At 63.6% G+C, this 23,482-nt stretch carries 23 protein-coding genes; 7 read left to right on the top strand and 16 right to left on the bottom strand.

All coding sequences use genetic code 11. The features are described from left to right. Window positions 1-98 precede the first annotated feature (98 nt). Window positions 99-821 carry a hydratase gene (locus ACP15P_RS14470; protein WP_424929187.1) on the top strand — a complete coding sequence of 241 codons (723 nt, stop codon included), beginning with the start codon at window positions 99-101 and terminating at the stop codon, window positions 819-821. On the opposite strand, the gene ACP15P_RS14465 is transcribed toward ACP15P_RS14470, so the two are convergent. From ACP15P_RS14465 to ACP15P_RS14410, 12 genes are all read right to left on the bottom strand, one after another. Continuing rightward, the gene (locus ACP15P_RS14465) at window positions 808-2,157 is read right to left on the bottom strand and encodes an amidase (protein ID WP_424929186.1); all 1,350 of its coding nucleotides are present in this window, start codon (window positions 2,155-2,157) and stop codon (window positions 808-810) included. The genes ACP15P_RS14470 and ACP15P_RS14465 overlap by 14 nt on opposite strands. After that, window positions 2,157-3,470, bottom strand: a complete 1,314-nt coding sequence (locus ACP15P_RS14460) for a TRAP transporter large permease (RefSeq protein WP_424929185.1) — start codon at window positions 3,468-3,470, stop codon at window positions 2,157-2,159. The genes ACP15P_RS14465 and ACP15P_RS14460 overlap by 1 nt, the downstream gene beginning before the upstream one ends. Before the next feature lie 4 nt (window positions 3,471-3,474). Then, window positions 3,475-4,029 (bottom strand): TRAP transporter small permease subunit, encoded by a 555-nt coding sequence (locus ACP15P_RS14455; protein WP_424929184.1) that lies wholly within the window; start codon window positions 4,027-4,029, stop codon window positions 3,475-3,477. A gap of 61 nt (window positions 4,030-4,090) precedes the next feature. Beyond that, a complete protein-coding gene (locus ACP15P_RS14450) occupies window positions 4,091-5,125 on the bottom strand; it encodes a TRAP transporter substrate-binding protein (protein WP_424929183.1) in 1,035 nt (344 codons plus the stop codon). A gap of 47 nt (window positions 5,126-5,172) precedes the next feature. Then, a complete protein-coding gene (locus ACP15P_RS14445) occupies window positions 5,173-5,889 on the bottom strand; it encodes a maleate cis-trans isomerase family protein (protein ID WP_481736474.1) in 717 nt (238 codons plus the stop codon). A 32-nt stretch (window positions 5,890-5,921) separates the two neighbouring features. Then, window positions 5,922-7,319: a dihydropyrimidinase gene (hydA, locus tag ACP15P_RS14440; protein ID WP_424929181.1), complete on the bottom strand. Its 1,398-nt coding sequence runs from the start codon at window positions 7,317-7,319 to the stop codon at window positions 5,922-5,924. Beyond that, the gene (locus tag ACP15P_RS14435) at window positions 7,316-8,062 is read right to left on the bottom strand and encodes an aspartate/glutamate racemase family protein (RefSeq protein ID WP_424929180.1); all 747 of its coding nucleotides are present in this window, start codon (window positions 8,060-8,062) and stop codon (window positions 7,316-7,318) included. The genes hydA and ACP15P_RS14435 overlap by 4 nt, the downstream gene beginning before the upstream one ends. A 76-nt stretch (window positions 8,063-8,138) precedes the next feature. Continuing rightward, on the bottom strand, window positions 8,139-9,026 hold the full coding sequence (locus ACP15P_RS14430) for a polysaccharide deacetylase family protein (RefSeq protein WP_424929179.1): 888 nt from the start codon (window positions 9,024-9,026) through the stop codon (window positions 8,139-8,141). A gap of 4 nt (window positions 9,027-9,030) precedes the next feature. Continuing rightward, entirely contained in the window at window positions 9,031-9,831 is an 801-nt protein-coding gene (locus ACP15P_RS14425) for an ABC transporter permease (RefSeq protein WP_424929178.1), read from the bottom strand. Continuing rightward, window positions 9,828-10,658, bottom strand: coding sequence for an ABC transporter permease (locus ACP15P_RS14420; protein ID WP_424929177.1), 831 nt, complete (start codon window positions 10,656-10,658; stop codon window positions 9,828-9,830). Before ACP15P_RS14420 ends, ACP15P_RS14425 begins: the two co-directional genes overlap by 4 nt. After that, the gene (locus ACP15P_RS14415) at window positions 10,655-11,734 is read right to left on the bottom strand and encodes an ABC transporter ATP-binding protein (RefSeq protein ID WP_424929176.1); all 1,080 of its coding nucleotides are present in this window, start codon (window positions 11,732-11,734) and stop codon (window positions 10,655-10,657) included. The genes ACP15P_RS14420 and ACP15P_RS14415 overlap by 4 nt, the downstream gene beginning before the upstream one ends. A 17-nt stretch (window positions 11,735-11,751) precedes the next feature. Next, window positions 11,752-12,804 carry an extracellular solute-binding protein gene (locus ACP15P_RS14410; RefSeq protein ID WP_424929175.1) on the bottom strand — a complete coding sequence of 351 codons (1,053 nt, stop codon included), beginning with the start codon at window positions 12,802-12,804 and terminating at the stop codon, window positions 11,752-11,754. A 214-nt stretch (window positions 12,805-13,018) separates the two neighbouring features. On the opposite strand from ACP15P_RS14410, the gene ACP15P_RS14405 reads away from it, so the two are divergent. Continuing rightward, entirely contained in the window at window positions 13,019-14,299 is a 1,281-nt protein-coding gene (locus ACP15P_RS14405; RefSeq protein ID WP_424929174.1) for an amidohydrolase family protein, read from the top strand. Here the strand turns inward: ACP15P_RS14405 and ACP15P_RS14400 are convergent. The 3 genes from ACP15P_RS14400 to ACP15P_RS14390 form a co-directional block, all read right to left on the bottom strand. After that, entirely contained in the window at window positions 14,296-14,985 is a 690-nt protein-coding gene (locus ACP15P_RS14400) for a GntR family transcriptional regulator (RefSeq protein WP_424929173.1), read from the bottom strand. The genes ACP15P_RS14405 and ACP15P_RS14400 overlap by 4 nt on opposite strands. Before the next feature lie 125 nt (window positions 14,986-15,110). Then, window positions 15,111-16,766 (bottom strand): thiamine pyrophosphate-dependent enzyme, encoded by a 1,656-nt coding sequence (locus tag ACP15P_RS14395; RefSeq protein ID WP_424929172.1) that lies wholly within the window; start codon window positions 16,764-16,766, stop codon window positions 15,111-15,113. Window positions 16,767-16,906: 140 nt separating this feature from the next. Further along, window positions 16,907-17,812: a 5-dehydro-4-deoxyglucarate dehydratase gene (locus ACP15P_RS14390; protein WP_424929171.1), complete on the bottom strand. Its 906-nt coding sequence runs from the start codon at window positions 17,810-17,812 to the stop codon at window positions 16,907-16,909. Between the two features lie 281 nt (window positions 17,813-18,093). Between ACP15P_RS14390 and ACP15P_RS14385 the strand changes: the two genes are divergently transcribed. Beyond that, a complete protein-coding gene (locus ACP15P_RS14385; protein ID WP_424929170.1) occupies window positions 18,094-18,807 on the top strand; it encodes a GntR family transcriptional regulator in 714 nt (237 codons plus the stop codon). A gap of 72 nt (window positions 18,808-18,879) precedes the next feature. Then, window positions 18,880-19,776 carry a dihydrodipicolinate synthase family protein gene (locus tag ACP15P_RS14380; RefSeq protein WP_424929169.1) on the top strand — a complete coding sequence of 299 codons (897 nt, stop codon included), beginning with the start codon at window positions 18,880-18,882 and terminating at the stop codon, window positions 19,774-19,776. A gap of 4 nt (window positions 19,777-19,780) precedes the next feature. Here ACP15P_RS14380 and ACP15P_RS14375 read toward each other — a convergent pair whose 3' ends face one another. Next, window positions 19,781-20,104 carry an NIPSNAP family protein gene (locus ACP15P_RS14375; protein WP_424929168.1) on the bottom strand — a complete coding sequence of 108 codons (324 nt, stop codon included), beginning with the start codon at window positions 20,102-20,104 and terminating at the stop codon, window positions 19,781-19,783. Window positions 20,105-20,336: 232 nt separating this feature from the next. Here ACP15P_RS14375 and ACP15P_RS14370 point away from each other — a divergent pair, with 232 nt between their 5' ends. The 3 genes from ACP15P_RS14370 to ACP15P_RS14360 all read left to right on the top strand — a co-directional run bounded on the left by ACP15P_RS14370 (window position 20,337) and on the right by ACP15P_RS14360 (window position 23,371). After that, complete coding sequence (locus tag ACP15P_RS14370) at window positions 20,337-21,311, top strand: Bug family tripartite tricarboxylate transporter substrate binding protein (protein WP_424929167.1); 975 nt, start codon at window positions 20,337-20,339, stop codon at window positions 21,309-21,311. A gap of 72 nt (window positions 21,312-21,383) precedes the next feature. Further along, on the top strand, window positions 21,384-21,857 hold the full coding sequence (locus tag ACP15P_RS14365) for a tripartite tricarboxylate transporter TctB family protein (RefSeq protein WP_424929166.1): 474 nt from the start codon (window positions 21,384-21,386) through the stop codon (window positions 21,855-21,857). Next, window positions 21,857-23,371: a tripartite tricarboxylate transporter permease gene (locus ACP15P_RS14360; protein WP_424929165.1), complete on the top strand. Its 1,515-nt coding sequence runs from the start codon at window positions 21,857-21,859 to the stop codon at window positions 23,369-23,371. Before ACP15P_RS14365 ends, ACP15P_RS14360 begins: the two co-directional genes overlap by 1 nt. The last annotated feature ends 111 nt before the right edge of the window (window positions 23,372-23,482 follow it).

Below are 23,482 nucleotides of genomic sequence, written 5' to 3'. Positions count from 1 at the left end.
CCAACCCGCGATTATGCGATGGCGGACCGGGGGCGCGGACGCTAGGAATCGTCCCGGCCAATTTGAAACGTAAACCCTGAACGTCGGAACCGAACCACATGCCAGACATGGAAAACCTGATCACGGACCTCATCGCCGCACACCGCGCCGGCACCCGGTTTGAACCGGAGATCCGCCCTCTGGAGCGCAGCGAGATCCTCAAAATCCAGTCCGCGGTCTGCGACACCCTCGGCGCCGTGACCGGGTTCAAGGTCGGCGCTCAACCGGACGGACCACCGGTTCTGGCACCGATGATGAGCGCCTATTCCGTGAAGAACGGGGGCACCCGCAAGGTTGCGGACCGGCTCGGCATCGAACTTGAGGTGGGCTTTGAGCTACTACGCGAGCTGCCCGGCGATGCCCTGCCCGACAACCCGCAGGACTATTTCCACCCCTGCGTCATGCTCGAACTCGTCGACACCCGCCTCACCGGCCCCGCGGCGACCGACCCAGGCTACAAATTCGCCGATTTCCAGCTCAACGCGGGCTCCGTGAAGGGCGACAGCCTCACCACCTGGAACGGCTCCGATTTCGGCGCGCTGGAGGCCCGCCTGACCGCTGGCAACGAGACCATTCTCGACGGGCCCTGCACCGTCCCCGGCGGCTCGGCGCTGGCCAATCTCGACCTGCTGCTTCGGCATCTCGGCAGCCATTGCGGCGGGCTGCAACCCGGCCAAATCGCCATCACCGGCTCCCTCTGCGGCCTGCCGTATTTTGGCCCGGGCACGGAAATCCACGGCAGCATCAACGGCATCGGCGCCGTCGCCGTCACCCTGGCGTAACCGCCAGATCCGGCCAGCGGAACGGCGCGACGACGGGCTCAACAATGTCCATAAGCGCCCGTTCCGACCCCATTCGCCCCACGATCTGCATCCCGATCGGCAGGCCCGATCCGACCGTCGCGGGAAAGGCAAGCGCGGGCAGACCCGCCGCATTGACCCAGCCCGTGTAAACCGCATGTCCACGCGGCCCCACGGCCTGCCCGTCAATCGCCGGCGGATGGCTCTCGGCAGCAGGCCAGGGGTTCGCCGCCGACGCGGGCGTCAGAATCGCGTCATACCCCCAAAGATCCCGCGCGGCCTGCCGCAGGGCAAAAACCTCATCCAGAATGGCGTAAAAATCCATCGCCGACACCTGCGCCCCACGCTCCGCCATGTCGCGGTATTTCGGCGCCGCCACCCCGGCGACCGCCGGGTCGCGTTTGAAATAGGACGCCAGCCCAATCTCCCCAATCCGCGACCACACCGCGTTCAAGGCGGACAGGTCATGGGGAAACGCCCCCAGCTCAACCTGATGCCCCGCCGAGGACAGCGCGGCGACCGTGTCGGCAAATTCCGCGCGAATGACCGGATCACAGGGCGCACCCTCAAACATCTCGACACAGAGAATACGCGCGGGCCGCTTCTCCGCAACGCTCTCCGGCACCCCGGACATGACAGCATCGAGCAGACGCAAATCGCGCAGCGACCGCGCCATCGGCCCAACAACCTCAAAATCCAGCAGAACCTGCGCAAGCCCTCCGCCCCGCGGCACATGTCCGATCCCGGGCTTCAGCCCATAGAGCCCCGTATACCCCGCAGGTCTCCGGATCGATCCGCCCCCGTCTGTCCCGGCTCCCGCCGCGGCCAGACCGGCCGCAATCGCGGACACCACACCCCCGGACGACCCGCCAGGGGTCAGCTCCGGATCAAACGGATTACGCGTGGTGCCAAAAGTCAGATTGTCGGTGAACCCCTCCACCGCAAATTCCGGCGTATTGCCCTTGCCGACCACCAGCGCACCGGCCCGTCGCAGCGCTGCCACCGGCCGCTCGTCATGGGTGGGCACCCGCCGCGCCAGTTCCGCATTGCCCCAGGCGGCGGGCAGTCCCGCCGACACCAGGTTGTCCTTGATAACCAGCGGCACGCCATCCAGCGGACCATTCGGCGCGCCCGCCGCCCATCGCCGCGTCGAAGCCTCCGCCTCCTCCAGCAACGTATCCGACAGCGCGGAGTACGCATTCAGCTTCGGCTCCAGCGCCTCAATCCGCGCGCTCAGCGTCTCCGCCACCGCAACCGGTGTCGTCCGGCCTTCCGCAAACCCCGCCAGCAGAGCGGTACAGTCATCCTGCCAAATCATCACATCACACTCCCGGGCAGCCATGTCGCAATGCCCGGCACGGCAATCAGCAACAGAGTAAACAGCAGCATCAGCAGGGCATAGGGCACCGCGCCCCAAACCACATCGGAAAACGGCCCGTTATCCGTCCGCACGCCCTGCACCACATAGAGGTTCATGCCCACCGGCGGCGTGATCATGCCCAGCTCGCTCATCAAAACCACAAAGATACCGAACCAGACCGGATCAATGCCCGCAGCCACAACAATCGGCACCACAATCGGAATGGTCAGAACCTGCATCGACAACACGTCCATGAACATGCCGAGGATCAGGTAAAACACCATCAGCGCCAGCAAAAGCCCGGTCGGCCCGAGGCCCAAACCGGCCACCCAGTCGGAAATCACCCCGGTAATCCCGCCAAGCGCCAGCGTCACATTGAGCGTAAACGCCGCCGCAATAATCAGAAGGATCATCCCCGTCGTCTTGGCCGTCTGCCGAAAACAGACATCGAGAAACGCAAAACTCAGCTTCCCCTCGCGCCAGACAAACCCCAGCGCGGCAAGCACCGCCAGCGCCGCGCTCTCCGTCGGCGTCGCGATGCCAAGATAAATCGACCCCATCACGATCGCAAAAACCACCGCCGCAGGCACCAGATGAACCAGCCCCCGCAACCGCTCGGCCAGCGGCAGCTTCTCCTCCACCCGCGAGGCGTCCGGCAAACCTTTTGAGCGCCGGTACAGGCTCTCCGCCACCACATAGGCCATGAACAAAAGCGTCAGCAGGATCCCGGGCAAAATCCCCGCCATGAACAGCTGCCCCACCGAAACCGAGGCAAGCGAGCCATAGATCAGCAGATTGACCGACGGCGGGATCAAAATCCCCAGCGTCCCGCCCGCCGCAAGTGACCCCAGAGACCGCGAGGGCGCATAGCCCCGCTCCCCCAGCGCCGGCAGGGCCACCGTGCCAACCGTCGCGGCCGTCGCCACCGACGAACCGGATGTGGCCGCAAAGAGCGAACACGACCCGATATTTGTGTGCAGCAATCCCCCCGGCAACCGCCCCAGCCACTGGGCCAGAGAACCATACATCCGGTCCGCCAGCCCCGACCGCAACAACAGCTCACCGAGCAGAATAAAAAGCGGGATCGCCGTCAGAACATTCTCGTTCGACACCCCCCACAAGACCGGCCCCATGGATTTCAGCAGCACCGGCCCATAGAGCATCATGCCCCCGACAACGCCCAGCACCACCATGACCACGGCCACGGGAAACCCGATCAGCAACAGGCCCATCATCGCGATGAAGCCCACCAGAATATCCGCAATACCCATGCCGTTACCGCCCGCTCAGCTGGTCAAGTTCCTCGGCAAGTTCCTCTTCCGCCGAGCGCGGATTGAACTCCCGCATCACATCCCCGATGCGCCCCTCCATCACGAGGTAAAACGCCCGAAACGACAGCCAGAACGAACACAGCGCAAAGAGCGCCAGACCCAGATACCAGGCCAACTGCGGATAGATCAGCGGCGTCGCCCAGGGCGTGGCCGCCGTCGATCCGTAGACCAGCGTGTCCTGAATGACGAACCAGCCGATATAGAGAAAAAACCCGCCCAGCAGCCCAAGCGAAAGCACCGCCGCAAAATCAATCCAGGCCTGAACCCGCTGCGGCAGCTTCTGGTGCAGCACGTCAATCCGCACATGCGCCCGGTCGATCAAGGCCACGACAAACGCGGCCGACGCCCCGAAGGCCAGCACATACCCCCCAAGCTCATCCGCCCCCTGAAGCGACATGTTCAGCAGTTTTCGCAGCACCGTCTCCAGCGCGACAAAACCCGACAGAAACAACAGCGCCGCTCCAAAACAGCGGGAAATCCATGTGGCGATTTGATCCATTCAGGCCTCCGGTCCAAAGGCCACGCCCCCAAATCCAGGGGCGCGGCAGGTCAGGTTACGATCAGAATTCGTAAGCCGTCCCAACGGTTTCCAGCCATTTGGCCGAACATCCCTCGTTGACCGCGTCGCAGGTCTCCTGCCAGGCTGGGAAGGATACATCCGTCACCGCCGTCCCGATCAGCTCCACATCCGCGTCCGACGGCTCAACCAGGGTCAGGTCGTATTTCGTGCCCGTCTCACAGCTCTCCCCACCGGTGTTGCAGGACACCGCATCCACGAACAGCTCCTCGGAATAGGACCAGATATCCGCAACCAGGCTGTCAAACCCGGCCTGAAGTTTCTCCTGCTCCTCCGCCGACATCGCGTTCCATGTATCGAGGTTGATGCCATAGCCATTCATGGCCAGCTGGAACGCAATCGGCAGCATGTAGGCCGTCACTTCCGGCCAGCCTGCGGAGTTCGCCGAGGACGGACCGGTGATCGCACAGTCAACCACGCCCCGCGCCAGCGACTGCTGCACTTCAGGGAAAGACAGCGGCACCGGCGTGCCCCCCACCAGCGAAATGAAATTCGCGAGGTTCTGGTCGTAAACCCGCACTTTCAGCCCCTTGAGGTCCGAGAGAGACGCAATCTCCGGCTCACAAAACAGAACCTGCGGACCAAACGGCCAGACGCCGAGCAGCTTGGTGTTGAACTTCTCCTGCAACGCCGCATCCACCGCCGGCGCAAACTTCTCGACCGTGTCCATGCCGGTCTCGTAATCCGGGTTCAGACCCACCAGATCGAGACCCAAAATCGTCGGCTCATCCCGCGATACCTGGCTCAGGCGCAGCGACACAATGTCAAACAGACCACCCTTCAGAATACGAAGCTGCTCGGTATCCTTAATGCCCGTCACGTCCACCGGCTGATAATCCGCCGACATTTCAAGCCCGGTCTCTTCCGCGAAATTCTCGAAAAACGGTTGCTCGATATTTGACTGGATCAGCCCGGTTGCCACCGGCTGTCCCATCACGCGCAGCGACTGCGCCGAAGCGGCACCCGCCAGAATTGTCGTTGCCGCCAGTGTCGCGGTCATTGTCCCTGTAAGTGTCATCTTGTCCTCTCTGGAGTTGCGGGCACGTTTCGGCCCTGTCGTCGGTTTCATGGAAGGTCTGAAAAGCGCTGGAACACCGAGCCCCAACCGGTCACGCGCGCGGGGTTAAGGCCCATCTCACGCATGCAGTGCGCCGCCGTCACGGCAATGGAATCGAGCACCGGAACGCCCGTCTCCCGCTCAATCCGCTCCGCCACCGGCGCCCCGCGGAAATTGGTGCAGACAACCGCGATGGCATCCGGTTTCGCCTCCGCCACCTGCTCGATCATCCCGCCCACCTGTTCGGGCGGATAAGTGGCAAAGGAATAGTTGCCTCTGTCCTCCAACCGCGCCTCGGCAGCAATCTCAATGCCCTGCGCCGCGTAGTTCTTGATGATCCGCGACTGGATCTCGCCAAGATAGGGCGTAACCAGCCCCAGCCGCTTCACCCCCATCGCCCGCAAAATCCGGTCATAGGCCAGCATGGTCGACGTCGCCCGAACACCCGTCACCCGCTCGATTTCCGCACAAAGCGCCCGGTCCTTATCGAGCCCCAGCCACGCGGCCGAGGTGCCGTTCCACGCAATCAGTCGCGGCTTCGCTTCCGCCAGACGCTCGGCAGCCTCCAGGATCGGCGCGTTCTGAAACTGCGTCTGCGAGGCCTCCGACATGGAAATCTCAACCACCCGGAACCGCCCGAAATGCGCCGAGGCCTCCTCGCCAAAGGGCGCAAACATCGCCGCAGTATAGGGTTCCAGCGCCGTGTTCGAGGACGGAGTCAGCATCCCCACCCGCGCCCCGTCGATCAGGTCCACGCTCACAGCAAAATCTCCGGCGCGCCACGTGCGACATGCCCACCCGCCGGCGCACCGGTCAGCGTGCCATCCGCCATCACCGTCCGCCCGCGCAGGATGGTCCGCACCGGCCAGCCCGTGACCTCAAAGCCCTCCCAGGGCGTGTAGTCAGACCCGTGATGCAGATCCGCCTGCTGAATGGGCCGCGTCACCTCCGGGTCCCAGAGCACAATATCCGCATCCATCCCCACCATGATCGCACCCTTGGATTTCAGCCCATAGAGCCGCGCATGATTGGTCGCCGTAATCGCCGCAAACCGCTCCAGCGAAATCCGCCCCTTCACCACCCCCTCAGAGAACAGAATCGGCAAACGCGTCTCGACCCCGGGAATACCGTTCGGAATATTACGGAAACTCTTTCGCGCCCCGGGCACGTCCTTGCCCGCGCTGTCGTCAAACCGGAACGGGCAGTGATCGGAAGAGAACAGCTCAAAATCCCCCCCAACGATCCCTGACCAGATATTCTCCCAGTCATCGGTGGTGCGCGGCGGCGGCGAGCAGACATATTTCGCCCCGTCAAACCCCGCCCGGTCCAGATCATCCGCGGTCAGCGTGACATATTGCGGGCAGGTCTCGGCAAACACCTTCGCCCCCCGCGCCCGGCCCCGCCTGATTTCCTCCAGCGCCTCACCGTTCGAGACATGCACAATCGTCAGCGGCACATCCGCAACCTCGGCCAGCGTAATCGCCCGGTGCGTCGCCTCGCGCTCCACCGGCACCGGCCGGGTGCGCGCATGATAGGCCGGATCCGTGTTGCCCTCGCGTTCCGCCTTGTCGCGCAGAAACTCGATGGCATCCTCGTTTTCCGCATGCACCATCACCAGCGCATTCTGCTCCCTCGCCACGGCCATCACCTCCAGGATCTCCCGATCGGACAGCGCCATGCCGCGATAGGTCATGAACACCTTGAAACTCGTATGCCCTGCATGAATGAGCGCGGGCAGATCCTGGCCCAGCGTCACCGGATCAACCGTCTTCACGATCAGATGGAACGACACGTCGCAGTGACAGTTCCCCTCCGCCTTGGCATGATACGCCGCCACCGCCTCGCGCAGGGTCTGGCCATCCTCCTGCAAACAAAACGGCAAAACCGTCGTGTTGCCCCCCGCCACCGCCGACCGGGTCGCGGAGGTGAAATCATCGGCCATCTCAACACCAGGCCCCGAGGGCTGCGCGATATGCACATGGCTGTCGATCCCGCCGGGCATGGCGATCAGACCGCCCGCGTCAATCACCTCCGCCGCCTCTCCGAGCGACGTGCCAAGCGCGGTAATCACGCCGTTCTCAATGCCGATGTCACAGACCGAAACACCGCCCGGCGCCACAACCCGCGCACCTTTGATAACCGTGTCAAAACTCATTGCAGCGCCTCCATGGCAATCACGCGGGACAATGCCGGCGACAGACCGGCTGACGGTTTGGGAATGGGCCGGCTCGCGCGGCCGTCAAATCGAGCATTGAGCGAGGCCAGCATCATCGCCTGCGCCACCGCCGCCTCGATCGGATCAACCACAATCGCGGGAACCTCACCGGAAATCTCAGGAGCCAGCCCGGCCAGCGGCGCACCGCCAAGAATGACAACATCCGCGCCATCGTCGGTCACCGCGCGGTTGGCGAGTGCGATCAGATCGCCGCGCATGTCCTGCGCCACGCTGTCGAGCCGCACGTCATGCTCCGCCGGTGCCCGCACGCCAGTGAACCTCGAGCCAAGCCCGGTATCCGCGACACAATCCGCATACCACCGCGTCATCACGGGCGAGAACGTCACAACCGAATACCGCTCGCCCATCATTGCGGCCGTGACCACCGCGGCCTCCGCCATGCCCACCACCGGCAGGTCAAACAGCTCCCGCGCCCCGGCAAGACCCGGATCTCCAAAGGCCGCAATCACCACCGCATCCACGCTGTCGACGTGATCCGCGATCATCTCAAGCGTGATGCCCCCGGCAATCTGGGCCTCCGCCCGCGACGCGATATACGGAAACCCGCGCGTCGCCGTCAGCGGCACAATCTCCGCGCGCGTGCCCGCGACACGGCGGGCAATCACCGCCATGGCGTCGGTCATGCCCTGGGTCATGTTCGGATTTACAAGGAGAATACGCATCAGGTGAGCCTTCCCGGTTCTTGTTGGGCCTGACCGGCCAATATGAATTTGACTGTTGCGGGCTGATTGACGGCCATCATGCCCCGCCCCCATGCACCTGCGCCCAGCGGGCCGCGATATCCCGGCGTGGCGCGATCCAAACCCCGGGACGCAGCGAGATATACGCCAGCACATCCTCCAGCGCCTTGATCCGCCCCGGCCGTCCAATCAGCCGCAGATGCAGCCCAATCGACAGCATCCGCGCCGCCGTCGCACCCTCGCGGTAAAGCCGCTCAAACGCGCCGATCACATAGTCGCTGAAATCCCGCGCCTGCACGAACCCGCCGCCAAGCGAGAACCGCATGTCATTGGTGTCAAAGGCATAGGGCAGGATGACGTGACCGCCCTGCATCCTCGGAATGTCATCGTCGTAAACGTCGCTGTCATAGAGGAAATCGCCACGTTCAATCAGCAGATCCCGCGTATTGACCGACGCGCTCGACCGCGTGTGCCAGCCTACAGGCGCCACACCCCCCGCCGCCGCAATCGCGGCATGGGTCCGCTCGATAACCGCCGCCTCTTCAACCCGCGTCATGTTCGCGTGCCGCTCCCAGAGCCAGCCGTGACAGGAGACCTCATGCCCCCGCGCCACAATGTCGCGCATCAACCAAGGGCTGCGCTCCGCAACCCGGCCACAGGTCGAAAACGTGGCCTTGACCCCATGCACGTCAAACGCATCCGCAATCCGCTGGTAACCCCGCCGCGTGCCATAGGCAAAATGCGTCTCCATGCAGAGATCCGGCACGCCCGTCACCTCCTCACGGATCTCGTAAACGCTCTCGTTGCGCGCATCCCCGTCCCCGATGGACAGCTCCGCGCCCTCCTCGACATTGACCACAAACGACACCGCCAACTGCGCGTCTTCGGGCCAGCAGGGTTCGGGCTCCGCCCCGAAATATCCCTTAAAATCACGCCGGTCGCTCATCGCCTCACCCCTGGATCATGCGGTTGAGGCCAACCGTCCGGGCCCCAAAGACCAAAACGACAATCGCCAGCAGAATGAGCCCCGAGGACATCGCCGCCAGCGACGGGTCCGGCTGTTCCTCCAGGTACTGGAGCATCTTGATCGGCAGCGTCTTGTTGCGCGCATCCGTGAGGAAAATCGAAATCGGATAGTTGTCCATCGACGCGAGAAACGCGAACAGTCCCGAGGTCAGATAGGCCGGCGCCAGGTTGGGCACGAGCACCTTCAATATCGCCTTCGGATAGCTCAGCCCCAGCGTCCGCGCCGCATCGATCATCGAGAAATCAAACGCGCTCATCGAGGCCAGCAGCGTGCGCATCACAAAGGGCAGCGTGATGACAATATGCCCCAGCAGCAGCGAGAAATACGCGTCCCTCAGCCCGATCTCACGAAAGAACTGAAGCAGCGCCACACCCACAACCAGCCCCGGCATCATCAGCGGCGACACCGCAAAGGTCGCAACCGCCTCCCGCCCCCGGAAATTCCCCCGCGTCACCGCAATGGACGCAAGCGTGCCAAGCACCAGCGAGATCAGCGTCGAGATCAACGCAAGGTTCAGCGACAGAAGCACCGCATCCCAAAGCCCCGACTGACGCTCAAGCGAGACATACCAGCGCAGCGACCATTCCGGCGGCGGCAGCGTGTAAACCGGCGAGGAGGTAAAGGACGCCGCCACCGTAATCACAATCGGCAGCATCAGAAAAACCACGCAGATCAGGCCGACAATCCAGCTCAGCGCGCGGAAAATGCGATCGGTTTGGGTCATTGACGCGCTCCCAGACGACGGGCCAGCCAGCTTGAGAACACGACCACGAAGATCGCGATGGCCAGCAGAACGGCGGAAATGGTCGACCCCAGCAGCTCATTGCGCAGATACAGGAAGCTGCGCGCGATCAGCATCGACATCGTCTGCTGACGTTCCCCCACAATCAGCGACGGGATCACATACATCGAAATCGCCATGGAAAAGGTGAACGCCGACCCCGCCACCACACCGGGCAGGGTCAGGGGCAGCGTCACGTTAAAAAACCGAAACATCGGCGAAGCCCCCAGCGAGGCCGCGGCCTCGGGCAACCGGCTGTCCAGCTGGCGCACCACCGCATAAATCGGCAGCACCATAAACGGCAGAAACACGTTCGCCGCACCCACCACCAGGGCCGTCTCGGTAAACAGCATCCGCACCGGCCCATCGGTCAGCCCAATCCACTGCAACGTGCTGTTGAGAAACCCGTTCGCCCGGAACAGGATCGACCACGCGAACGCCTTGACCACCACGCCCAGCGACATGGGCAACACCATCGCCACCAGGAAAACCGTCAACCACGGCCCCTTCGCCCGGCTCATCGCAAAGGCAGTCGGATAGGCAATCACCAGGGCCAGAACGGTCGTCAGCGCCGCCACCCGCAACGTCCGCCACAGCACCCGCATGTTGTACTCATCCGAGAAAAACGCGGCATATTCAGCAAAGGAAACCCCGTCCGCCGTGCGGATCGACTTCGCCAGCAGCATCAGGAGCGGCAACGCATAAATCACCGCCAGATACGCCAGCCCCGGCACCGCCAGCAGCGCAATCCGGTCAACCCGCGCGGTCATGGCGCAACCTCATAGGCCAGTGTGTCATCCACCGCCCAGCCAAGTGTCACCGCATCACCGCGTTTCAACCCGCCACGAATACCCGGCAGTTCACACAGGATACGGTCCCCGCCCCGCGCGGTCCCGTGCAGCACGGTCTTCGACCCCAGAACCATCACATCCGTCAGCGGCACACCGATCGTGTTCTCGCCCGCTTCCACCGCAATGAGTTCCGGCCGCACCCCGAGCAGCACATCCTTTCCAACTGCCACATCACCGCGCGCCGACAGCCGCCCATAGGCCGTTTCGACCGCAATCGTCCCGGCATCAGAGCCGAGCACCCGGCCTGAAATCCGCGTCGACAGCCCAACGAAATCCATCACGAACGGCGAGGCAGGACGGGCATAGAGCGTCGAGGGATCGGCAAACTGCTCAATCCGGCCCGCATTCATCACCGCGATCCGGTCCGACACGCCCATCGCTTCTTCCTGGTCGTGGGTCACGAACACCGCCGTAATCCCCCGGTCGAGCAGAAGCGATTTCAGTTCCACCTGCATCGTCTCGCGCAGCTTCCGGTCCAGCGCCGAAAACGGCTCATCGAGCAGCAGAAGATCCGGGCCGACCACCAGCGCCCGCGCCACCGCCACGCGCTGCTGCTGTCCACCGGACAGGGCCGAAATCGGCCGGTCCGCAAACTCCGTCATCCGCACCAGCGACAGGGCCTCACTGACCGGCGCACCCGTGGCCGACTTCGCCATCCCCCGCGCCCGCAGCCCAAAAGCCACGTTCTCGGCCACGGTCAGATGCGGAAACAGCGCGTAGTTCTGAAACACCACCGACACGTTCCGCTTATGCGCCGGAAAGCGGGTAATCTCCCGCCCGCCCAGCACCACGGCCCCCTCATCGGCCTCAAGAAGCCCCGCGATAATCCGCAACAGCGTCGATTTGCCACATCCGGACGGACCGAGGAGAGACACAAGCTCCCCCCGCTCCACCCGAAAGTTCATGTCGGACATGACCCGGGTGCCCTTAAAGGATTTCGCAATGCCCCAGGCCTCAAGATAGTGACGCGGGAAGTTGCCCTGTTCCAAAGTCATGTCCCTTCACCCGGCCCTTAAATCGCCATCAGCTTGTCGAAACGCTCGATCCATTCGCGACGGTTTTCGGCCACAAAGACCCAGTCCGGGCTGAAAATCGGCACGCCCTCAGGCACCACCGCACCCGCGGTCACCGTGGTGTTGGCCGGCACGGAGGAGGCGAAATCGGCAATCTCCGCCTGCATCTTCGGCCCGAGCATCTCGTTCACGTAAGCCTGCGCCAGCTCCGGGTTCGGCCCGCCCTTCACGAGACAGATACCCGAGGGCATCGCGAAAATGCCTTCCGACGGAGCGGCCAGATCAACCGGCACACCCTCGTTCTTGCGCGGCAGCGTGTAGGAAGAGAAGTTGCCCGAGAGCATCGAAATCTCGCCCTGCTCCAGCAGGTTAAACGCCTGGCTCATGGTCGTATAAACCGACAGCAGGTTGGGTTTCAGTTCCTCGAGCTTCGCGAAGGCCGCCTCAATCTCGTACTGCGCTTCGGAGAAAGGCTTGCCCGATCCCAGCATCGCCGCCACGAACAGCGTCCACATGCCTTCCGTGTTCTGCAGCGACGGGATGATCACCTGACCCGCATTCTGCGGATCCCACAGCGCCTCCCAGGAGGGCACGCCCTCGGAGAAATCGGTGTTGTAGGCCACGCCCGCCCAGGGCTGCACGTAGTTGCACCACATGCCGTCCATATGCACCGCGTCCCCGCGCAGATCGGTCATGTTGCCCACCGCGTCCGGCGTGATCGGCGTCAGAAGATCCGCCTCAACCGCCTGGATCATCACCGGGTCGTCCATCTGCACCACGGACAGGTACGGCGCGTCGGCGTTCGACGCCATTTTCTCGAGGTTCACCGACGACTTGGTGCCCTCAAACAGAATGTCGGCCCCAATCGCCTCCTTCATGTGCGGCGTCACGATCTGCTCCATCCAGGCCGTGTGGGACCCGGCACAGCCGATCACGATCTCGCTGGACTGGGCGCGCAAAATCGACGGAGCGGCGAGCGTTCCCGCCGCGGCAATGGTTGAGGTCTTGAGAAAATTTCGGCGGGAGGTGCCGTTGGAAAGCAAGCGTGTCATGACGTTCCTCTTGGTCCTGTCAGGGAGTGGTTAGCGGTTGTCCTTGGCCGATTCTAATGCCGACTTGAAAATGGAATGCCATTTGAGTTAGCTCATTTTGAGCCCCGATATGCGACCCCGGACGGGCAGAATCGTCAATAAAACCGGGTTGAATTCAAAAATGAGGCACCCGCCCAGGCCGGTTGCCTCATTTCAAAGCAGAAGGAAAACAAAAATGGCATTCCATTTGAGAAACGCCACGCTCGTCACATCCGACTCAGACGTCCAAACCTCAACGGACCTCCGGATTGATGACGCGGGAACCATCACCGAAATCGGACGCTCCCTCGCCCGCAACGACGGTGACGCGGAAATGGATGCCAGGGGGGCCCTCTGCCTGCCCGGTCTCGTGAACACCCACAACCACTCCCCCCTGATGATCGTGCGCGGCATGGTCGAGGACAAAGGCTTCGCCCCCGCCTACATCCCCGGCGTCCCACAGGGGCATTGGCTGTCTGAGGAGGACACGCTCGCCCTCGCCCGTCTCGGCGTCATGGAAATGCTCTGCGCCGGGGCCACGACCATCGTCGATTACTACCGCTGCCCCGAGGCGCTCGCCCAGGCCGCCGACGAGTTCGGTCTGCGCGCCATGATCGGCGGCCGCGTCATGGACATGGACACCGCCGCACTGGCCGAAGGCCGCTTTGAACGCGACACGACCCTCGGCGATGAAACCCTCCGCGCCGCACTGGACGTCATCGAAAAATGGGACGGCCACGACCGCATCTCCACCATCCTCGCCCCCCACGCACCCGACAGCTGCTCCCGCGACATCTTCACCGAAATGCGCGACATCGCGGCGAAAACCGGCAAACAGGTCCACACCCATCTCAGCCAGTCCCAATGGGAAGTCGACCAGCTCATCGCCCGTGAGGGCATGACCCCCACCGAATTCCTTGACGATCTCGGTCTGCTCTCCCCCGACCTCATCGCCGCCCACTGCATCTTCATGAGCGACAGCGACATATCCCGCTTCGGTCAGGCCAACGCCGTTGTCGCCCACGCCCCCATCGGCAACGCCTCTTTCTGCGCCGCCGCCCGCATCACGCTCTGCACCGACACAAAATCCGCCGACATGTTCGAGGCCATGCGCATGAGCCTCGCCACCGCCCGCTGGCGCGCCGGAATGTCCTTCGATTTCAACGCCAGGGAAGTCTTCGGCTGGGCCACCACCGCCGGGGCGCAGGCCCTCAAAGGTCACGACGCCACCGGAATGCTCCGCGTGGGCGACCCCGCCGACCTGATCCTGCTCGACCCGCTTGCCCCCAACCTGCACCCGGTCCTGGACGGCTTCGGTATCGTGGCCCATTCCGGCTCCGCCGCCAATGTCACCAACGTCATGGTCCAGGGAGAATGGCTCATCCGCGACCGCCGACCCACCCGCGTCAACATGGAGGACGTCATCACCGAGGCCCACGCCACCGCCCAAAAACTCTGGGCGCGGGCCGCGTCCTAGCCCGCCATCGCGGCATTCGCCTCAAGGAGGGAGGCCACCGTCTCCCCCGTATGCAAAAGATGCTGCCGCCAGATGCGTGCCGCGCGTTCGGGATCGCGCGCACGCAGCGCCGCCATCATCTCCTCATGCTCCGCCACCGCCTCGGTCAGACGCGCGGGCTGCATGATCGCCAAAAACCGCCCCCGCCGCGCCCGGCCCATCAGCCGCGTATGCGTCTCCAACAAAATCGGATTGCCGCAGCTCGCTATTATATGGTCGTGGATCTCGGAATTCGTGTCGAAATAATCCGTATGGTTGCCGACCTTGTGATAGGTCAGCATCCGGTCATGCAGCTCCTCCAGCTCATCGAGAACCGCATCGCTGATCGACCCGGCCAGCCGCTCCGCCGCCAGGCTCTCAATCGCCGCGATCACATCAAACAGCTCCCGCGCCTCCTGGGGCTCGTACTGTAAAACCTGCGCCCCGCGATTGCGCGAAATCACGATCAGCCCATCCGCCTCAATCAGCTTCAAAGCCTCCCGCACCGGCGTCCGCGACACGTCAAATTCCGCCGAAATCCGCCGCTCCACGATCCGCGACCCGGGCGACAGGACGCCCTTCACGATACGGTCGCGCAAAATTCCCGCGACCCATTGCGCAATGGCGGTCGGCTCCCCGCCCGCCCTCCCGTCCGGATTTTCAGCCACTCTACACCTTAAGAAAAGACACGCATGGAATATGGCATTCCATTTTCAAAGTCTTTCACAACAATGCAAGAGCCTCCCGGCACAAAGGCTTGAAAATCTTCACACCTGCCCGGAATTTACGCGCCTCAGCCGCCCCGCAGTTTCGAAATCGTCGTTCGTGTCGAGATCTGCTCCGGGTCGGTCATCAGCTCCAGAACCGTCGGTCCGTCATGCTTAAACGCCGCCAGCAGGGCCGGTTTGAATTCCTCCGTCCGCGTGATGCACTGATGCGCGGCACCCAGCCCCCTGGCGATTTGCCCGAAGTCGCTGGTGACAATATCCGTACCCGAAACCCGCTCCGGATGCTCCCTCTCCTGATGCATTCGGATCGTCCCGTAAATCCGGTTGTTAAATAGCAAAATGATCGGTCGACCCCCGTGCTGAACGGCGGTGGCAATCTCCATCCCGCTCATCATGAAACCGCCATCCCCGACAAACCCGATCGCCTGCCGCTTCGGATCCACGAGCGACGCCGCCACGGCCGCGGGTACCGCATAACCCATCGAGCCACAGGTCGATCCGATCTGCCGCCCCGGCCGTCCATAGCGCAAAAACCGCTGCGCCCAGCCCGTGTGGTTGCCCGCATCAAGCGTGATCACCGCATCCTCCGGGATCATGTCCCGCACATCCGCCATGGCCTGGCCCATATCGAGCGGATGATCATGGGGCGGCGGCTCACTGTCCGCCAGGTATTCCTCCCGCAGCGTATTGCACCACGCGCCGTCGCGCTCCACCGGCTCCGCGTTCCGCAGGGCCCGCACCGCCGCATCCGGCCCGGACACCGCCGCAAACGCGGGCGAATAGACCCGCCCGATCTCATTGGCATCCACATGGATATGCACCAGTGTCTGCGCAGGCGTCGGCACCGACAGGGTCGAATAGGTCTTCGTGGTAATCTCGCCCAGCCGTGCCCCAATCACCAGCAGCAGATCCGCCTCCGCCAGCCGCTTCACCAGGCTCGGCGCCACACCGGTCCCGAAATCACCCACGTAGTATTCCGACCGGTTCTCAATCAGATCCTGCCGCCTGAAACTCGTGGCAACCGGCAGGGCATTGGCCTCCGCAAAGGCCAGCAGATCCGCCGCGCCCCCATCGCTCCAGCCCGGCCCACCGACCAGCACCAGCGGTTTCTCCGCCTGAGCCAGGGCCTCCATCACCGAACCCGCATCCTCCGCTGTCAGGGCGGGCACATTCGGCACATAGGGCTTCGCGTCCTCAACCGACACAACATCCGTCAACATGTCCTCCGGCAGCGCCAGAACCACCGGCCCCGGCCGTCCGGAGGTCGCCACCCGAAACGCCCGCGCCATGTATTCCGGCACCCGCGCCGCGTCATCAATCTGCGCGGCCCATTTAGCCACCGTGCCAAACATCTGCCGGTAATCCACTTCCTGGAAGCTTTCGCGGTCCATCGTGTCCCGGCCCACCTGGCCGACCAGCAAAATCATCGGCGTCGAATCCTGCTGGGCGATATGCACGCCCACCGCCGCCTGACAGGCCCCCGGCCCCCGCGTCACCATGCAAATGCCCGGCTGGCCCGTCAGCTTGCCATAGGCCTCCGCCATATCCGCGGCCCCCGCCTCATGGCGCGCATTATAGAGTGTGAACCGGTCACGCACGTCATGCAGCGCGTCGAGCACCTCAAGATAGCTCTCCCCCGGCACGCAAAATGCCCGGTCCGCCCCATGGATCAGCAGCTGATCCACCAGAACCTGACCGCCCGTACGTTTCTGAACACCCACTCTGAATTCCTCCCTCATATGCCTCTGTCCGGTCCATCCGCGAGGCACGCCTTTTGTGCGGACACTGTCACACCATCCGGGCAAAATTGTCGAGCGCCTGTCCGGCCATCGGATCAATCCAACGACCGGACCGGTGCAGCCTAGTTACGGTCCGCGATCAGGTCCCGCATCATCTCCCGTTCCTCATCCGTAAGGTCGGTCAGCGGCGCGCGCACATGCCCCGTCTCAAACCCGCGCAGGGCCACGCCCGCCTTGATGGCCGAAACCGCATACCCCGGACACCGGTCGCGAATTTTCGCAAACGGGTAGTAGAACTCCTGAAGCATCCGCTCACATTTCGCGTCATCCCCGGCCAGGAACGCCCCATGAAACTCCAGCGCGGTCTCCGGCACGAAGTTGAACACCGCCGAGGAATAGGTCGGCATCCCCGCCCCGCGATAGGCCTGCGCGAAAAGCTCATGGGTCGGCATCCCGCCAATATAGGACAGCCGGTCGCCCAGTTTCACGGTCACCCGCCGCACCGTATCAATGTCACCGGTCCCGTCCTTGAACCCGATCAGGTTCGGACACTCATCGGCCAGCTGCTCCAGCGTCTCCGCCGACACCCGGGCCTGCCCACGGTTGTAGACAATCACCGCCATATTCGTCGCCTTACAGACGGCCCGGATACGGTTCGCCACACCTTCCTGCGGCCCTTCCGTCAGGTAGTGCGGCAGCAGCAGAATACCGTCACCACCCGCGGCCTCGATCTCCCGCGCCAGATCACAGGCCACGCGCACGCCATAGCCACAGCCCGCGATCACCGGCCCGTCCCCGGCCACTTCGCGCGCCACCTTAACAACGCTCACGATCTCACCGGGGGTCAGCGAAAACATCTCGCCAGTGCCGCCCGCCACGATCAGACCCGCAACCTTATGGGGTTTCAGCCACTCCAGATGCGCCTGAAACGGTTTCGGCGCAAAACGGTCCTCGGCATCAAACGGCGTCACCGGAAAGGACAGCAGCCCGTGCCGGATAATTTCGCGCAACTCGACGGGTGCGATCATGTGTTGTTCTCCTCACTCCTGAAATGTGCCCGCCAGTCGGCTGACATCACTTGATTATTTTCCGACCGGCACAACGCCCGTGCCCCGGCCCCGCCCAACTCCGTCCACGCGGATTCTCCATCAAAACCGCGCGGCAGACGTCACCTGTCCGGACCGGCATGGTGGTATACCGGGCGCCGCAAGACTTGTCATGCACTAATATTTTAGTTTATGAGTATGGTCAACCGGACCCAAAATGCGGTTTCCTGTCAGGAACCGACAGGACAGGTCAGGACGCAGGGATGGAAAAACCAATGAACGCCGCACTCGACATGATGCGAATAGACAACCCGATGGGCCGCACGATGGCCTCATCACGCATCTACGACGACCTGCGTCAGCGCATCCTTTCGCTCGAACTTCCCCCCGGCACCGCCCTGACCCGCGCCGAACTGGCCCGCGAATATGAGGTCAGCCAAACCCCCCTGCGCGACGCCATGCAGAAGCTCGACCAGGACGGTCTGATCCGCATCTATCCGCAGTCCCGCACCCTGGTCACCCGCATCAACATGGAGCGCATTGGCGAGGCCCTGTTCCTCCGCCAGGCTCTCGAGTCGGAGGTTGGCGCCAAACTCGCCGCCGCGCCCGACCCGGAAACCCTCGCAAAACTCCGCACCGTCATCGCTCTGCAAAAGGACGTCGCCCCCCACGCGGACCAGCTGCGCCGCTTCCAGGAACTTGACGAGTATTTCCATTTCCTCATGTTCGAGGCCGTGGGCCACACCAACCTGCACGCGCTCCTGCGCTCCCGCACCGGCGATCTCGACCGCGTCCGCAGGCTCCAGACCCATTCCGACGGACGCCTGAACGGCATCATCGACGGCCATGAACGCATCGTCGCGGCCATCGAGGAAGGCGACGCCGAACTGGCCGTGCACGAGATCCGCACCCACACCCACAAACCAACCGGCTGGGCGGACGAATTCCGCAACCGCCACAAGGACTATTTCGCCTGACGGGCCCCGCGCCCCCAACCAAAAACCTGACACAACAACACCGCGACCCACCAGGCCGCGAACGGAGGACCCATGCTCTCAGACACCAAAGGCCTGCACGTCGTCGCCCAAACCCCGTTCACCGATGACGGCGCCGTCGATTACGACAGCATCGACAGCCTCTCGGCCTTCTACTACCGCCACGGGGCGCAGGGCCTGACCGTCCTCGGCGTCTCCGGCGAGGCGCAAAAACTCACCGTCGATGAAACCGTCGCCGTCGCCTCCCGCTACGTAAAAGCCGCGGGCGGCCACCGCATCATCGCCGGCGTCTCCAGCCCCAACCTCGCCACCCTTGTCGAGGTCACGGCCCAGGTCATGGCCGAGGGCAGCGACGCCGTGATGATCTGCCCACCCGGCAGCGTCCGCACCGATGAGGACCTGCTGCGCTATTTCGACACCGTGTTTGAACGCACCGGCGACGTGCCCACCGTGCTCCAGGACTTCCCCGCCTCCTCCGGCGTCGTCATGTCCGTGCCCGCCATCGACCGGCTCCTGAACGCCTTCCCCCAGATCGCCGTCATCAAGGAGGAGGACTTCCCCTCCCCCACAAAAATCACCCGCCTGCGGGCCGAGCTGACAAGACCCGTGCGCATCCTGACCGGCAATAACGGCCAGTACCTGATCCAGGAAATGGAACGTGGCGCGGACGGTCCCATGGCCGGGTTTTCCTACCCCGAAATGCTCTCGGGCGTGTATGACCTGATGACCGCGGGCGACCGCGCCGGCGCCCACGACCTCTTCAACCGGTTCCTGCCGCTCCTGAAACACGAGGCCCAGGGCCAGTGGGGCATCGCCATCCGCAAGGAGATGATGCGCCGCCGCGGTGCGCTGGCCTCAAACGCCCTGCGCACCCCCGGCCCCCGGCTGACGGAAACCGACCTCGCCGAGCTCGATTTCCTCACCGGCCGCATGGACCTGCCCGCGGACTGAGGGCTCAGGAAGCGGGTTTGTAGAACGGCGTGGGCACCATGATCTGGTTGACCTGGGACACCAGGTAACCGGCCTCCGCGCTCCTGGCCAGATACGCCTTCCACTCCGGATCGGCATTGAGGGCCGCGCGTTTTTTCGCGCGGTCGGCGGCATCCTCATAGGCCCAGATATGCACATACGAGTTGACGTCGCCCGTTTCGACATGGCCGTAAACCACCGGCTCCCCAAGATGCCGACGCTGCACGTCATAGCCATGCTCACCGTAAAGTTTGAAGTGCTTCTGAATCGTTCCAGGACGGCAGGTGTAGGTCCGGTGATCGTAGATCAAGTCGTTTCTCCTCTGTTTTTCAACGCTTTATAAAGTTTAGGCCAACCGCCATGAAAGAGGCTTGCCAGCTTCATCGCAAGTCATATAGTAATGTATCAGTTGCTGGCGACGCAACAGCAACCGACATTCCGGGGCCGGTGAAAACCTCACAACCCCCCGATGACACGGGCCGGAGCGCCCGGCCACAACAGTTCAGGGCGGGACCAGCCGCCACCAGTCTTGGAGGAGACACATGATGAAACGCACCCTTATCGGCGCAGCCGCCGTGATGACCACGGCCCTCGTTCCCCTGGCCGCACTGGCCGACTACCCGGAGCGCGACGTGCGCATGGTCGTGCCCTGGGGCGCGGGCGGCGGCACCGACGGCATCGTCCGCAAGGTCACGTCCCTGGCCGAGGAAAACTTCGGCGGCACCATCTACGTCGAAAACATCGAGGGCGGCGTCTCCGCCACCGGCGTAGGCCAGGTGATGAGCGCCAAACCCGACGGCTACACCCTCGGCGCGCTGACCTATGACAGCGTCGTCACCGTCCCGTGGCAGGGCATGCTCCCGAGCTACAAAATGGAAAAACTCGACCTGATCGCCCGCATCACCAGCGAGGCCGACGCGATCATCGTTGACGCCAATTCCGACTACCAGACCCTCGACGATCTCGTTGAGGCGGCGAAGGCCGATCCCGGCCAGGTCCGCGTCGGCGTCCAGAACCTCGGCGGTCGCGTCCACCTGACACTTCTGCAGCTTCAGAACATCACCGGTGCCGAATTCAAAGTCGTCTCCTACCCCGGCGGCGCCGCACCGCAGAAAGAGGCCCTGCTCTCCGATGAGGTCGACGTGGTCCTGACCTCGCTCGGCGACTTCGCCAACCTGATTGAGGACGGAACCGCCCGCGGTATCGTTGAGTTCTCCGACGCCAAAAACCCGACCTACGACGTGCCCACCGCACCCGAGGCCGGTGTTGACCTGCTGAACGGATCCTTCATCGTCATCGCGGCCCCCGCCGGCACGCCGGAGGACGTGGTCGCCCATATCGAGACGGCCTACGAGACCGCCTACAACTCAGACGAGTTCCAGGACTGGCTCGCCACCATCGGCGTGACCCCCAACTGGCTCGCGGGTGAGGAGCTCGACACCTGGGCCGGGGAAACCGCACAGGGTCTCTTCACCGAGATGGACGCCCTGGTCGAAAGCGGCGTTCTCAGCCAGTAATCCCACCCAGGTCCAAAAAACGGCGCGGCACCGGAGGTCACTCTCCGGTGCCGTACCCGCAGGAGACACCCAATGGCCGAACGCGCACCGCTCATCAGGACCGGCGTCCTGCTCCCCCTGTTTCTGCTGATCGTCACATCCATCTATCTCGCGGCGGCCTTCGACATCCGCACCCAGTTCGCCCAGCCCGGCGAAATGAGCCCCCGCTCAATGCCCATCCTCGTGGCGCTGCTGATGTATGTGGCCCTCGCGGTCGTGCTGTTCTCCGAGCTTCGAAACCCCACGGCGGACGGCCCGGTCCGTGAACTCATCCGGCCCCTCTTCGTAATCATCGCCACGGCGGGCTACATTGCCCTCTTCCGCCCGCTCGGCTACACCCTCGCGACCCTGGCCTTCAGCTCCGCGCTGTTCCTGATCTTCCGCTTCCAGACCGGCAAACCCCTCCATTTCGCGGCCGCCGCCATCGGCGTCACCGCCGCCTTCTACGGCCTTTTCGCAGGCATATTCGGGGTGCGCCTGCCATCGCTGACCCAGGGCTTTCTCTGATGGATATCTTCGTTGACGTACTCGGCGGCATGTCCGCGCTGCTCGATCCAAAGGTCATCGCCTTCATGGTCGCGGGCTTCCTGATCGGCACTTTCTTTGGCGCCATGCCGGGCCTCACATCCGTGCTCGCCATCGCCCTGCTGCTGCCCATCACCTACACCATCGACGTGGTCCCGGCGCTCGTGATGTGCGCCTCGATCTTCATGGCCGGCATGTATTCCGGCTCCATCACCGCAACCACCATCAACATCCCCGGCGCACCCTCATCCATGATGACAGCCGTCGAGGGTAACAAGCTGGTGAACAAGGGGTTTGGCGCCAACGCGCTCGGCCACGCCGCCATCGGCTCCATCATCGGCGGCACCATCGGCGCCGTGCTTCTGATGGCTTTCATGCCGGTTGCCGCCGAGATCTCCCTGCTCATCCGCACACCGGGCAAGTTCTCCCTCGTCCTCTTCGCGCTGGTCGTCATCGTGATCGTCGATAAATCGAACATTGCCAAGGGCTTCGTCGCCACTCTTCTCGGCATCATGATCGCCACCGTCGGCATCGACGTCCTTCAGCCCATCCCCCGCTTCAACTTCGGCACCGAGACCCTGGTGGAAGGCATCGACATCATGCCCATCGTGATCGGCGCCTTCGCCATTTCCGAGGTTCTGATGCAGTCGGAATCGTGGAAGGACAATCTCGGCTCCACCCTTGAAAAAGCCAAAAAGGTTGTCATCCGCCGCCGCGACTTCATCCCGCCCCTGTCCGAGATCCGCGAGATCGGCCTGATCGCCTATATCCGTTCCGCCTTCATCGGCTACGGCATCGGCATTTTGCCCGGCGCGGGCGGTTCCATGGCCGCGTTCGTCTCCTACGCCATGGCCCGCTCCTCCTCCAAAAAACCGGAGGAATACGGCCACGGCAGCCGCGAGGGCATCGCCGCCGCCGAGGCCGCCAACAACTCCATGTGTGGCGGCGCCTTCGTCCCAATGCTGATGTTCGGTATCCCCGGCGACCCCACCACGGCCATCGTTCTGGGCGTCCTCGTCATCAACGGCCTTCAGCCCGGACCCCGCCTTCTGGAAAACCAGGCGGACCTGCTCGGCCCCATGCTCGGCTCGCTCTTCTTCTCGGCGCTGATCCTGATTCCGCTGACCCTCTGGCTCTTCGGCCCCTACTTCGTGAAGATCGTCTCCATCCCCAAGGGCCTGCTCTACACCGGCATCGCGGTCGTGGCCCTGGTGGGCAGCTACGTCGCCACCTACTCCATCTTCCAGATGTCGCTGGCGGTGGTCTTCGGCGTGCTCGCCTATTTCATGCGCAAGCAGAACTACTCGACGGTCTCCATGCTGCTCGGTTTCATCCTCGGCCCCGACCTCGAACAGTACCTGCGCCGCGCCCTGTCCCTGAACGACGGCAACCCGATGATCTTCCTGACCAGCCCCGACAGCCTGTTTTTCCTGGTCCTCACCGCCATCTTCATCTGGGCCATCCTCATCCGGAAACCCAAACACCGACCGGCCTAACCGCAGGCGCGAAATTCATTACGCAGGCGCAACATACCAACGCCTGCCCCAGGCCACCTGGTCCGGCCCCGGCACATGCCACACACACCCAACGACACGTTCAGCAGGAAA

The sequence above is a fragment of the Amaricoccus tamworthensis genome (assembly GCF_049800875.1).
In the GTDB taxonomy this organism is placed as follows: Bacteria; Pseudomonadota; Alphaproteobacteria; order Rhodobacterales; family Rhodobacteraceae; genus Amaricoccus; species Amaricoccus tamworthensis.
This window is presented reverse-complemented; position numbering and strand designations above follow the sequence as displayed.